This is a genomic window from Dolichospermum circinale AWQC131C (assembly GCF_000426905.1).
Taxonomy (GTDB): Bacteria; Cyanobacteriota; Cyanobacteriia; order Cyanobacteriales; family Nostocaceae; genus Dolichospermum; species Dolichospermum circinale.
In genome coordinates, this window is sequence record NZ_APIY01000470.1 from 1 (window position 1) to 505 (window position 505).

Consider the following 505-nt stretch of genomic DNA (forward strand, 5'->3'; position numbering starts at 1 on the left):
GTAAATTACCTAAATAATCATCAATAATATCTGGTAATTCTCTAATTTGATAATTATAGGTAAGGTTAATTAACTCAGTTGCAGTTAATATTAATTGTGGTTTGTTTAACATTTGAGAAATTTGCTGTCTTGACAATTTTCCATTTATTATTTCTAAACTAGCAGGACGAATTGCCAATTCTATAGTATCCTCTAATATTTCCACCCATTCATCAATATTCAGATAGTAAGATTTTTTATTCTCTTTCAAATTCAATTTCTTAATTTCTAAAATTGAACTTTCAATTGATGCAGCCCAAGAATTAGTTAATCGCTGTTCCACTTGATTTTTAATCAAATGAATCATCAATCTCAATAAAAATGATTCAATATTCCTTAAAATCCCTTGTTTACTCATCCCCTCTAATTCATCAACAATAGCCAAAGCATCGGTATAACGTTGTTCTAAGATACTATTTCTGAGGTCTATTAATTCCTGGGTCATATTGATTACCTTTTCCCTAAC

At 28.7% G+C, this 505-nt stretch carries 1 protein-coding gene; it reads right to left on the reverse strand.

All coding sequences use genetic code 11. From position 1 onward, the window contains the following. The coding region (locus tag ACIR131C_RS0100970; RefSeq protein ID WP_028088717.1) for a DUF29 family protein at positions 1-484 on the reverse strand (484 nt) is incomplete at its 3' end. Positions 485-505: the final 21 nt, after the last annotated feature.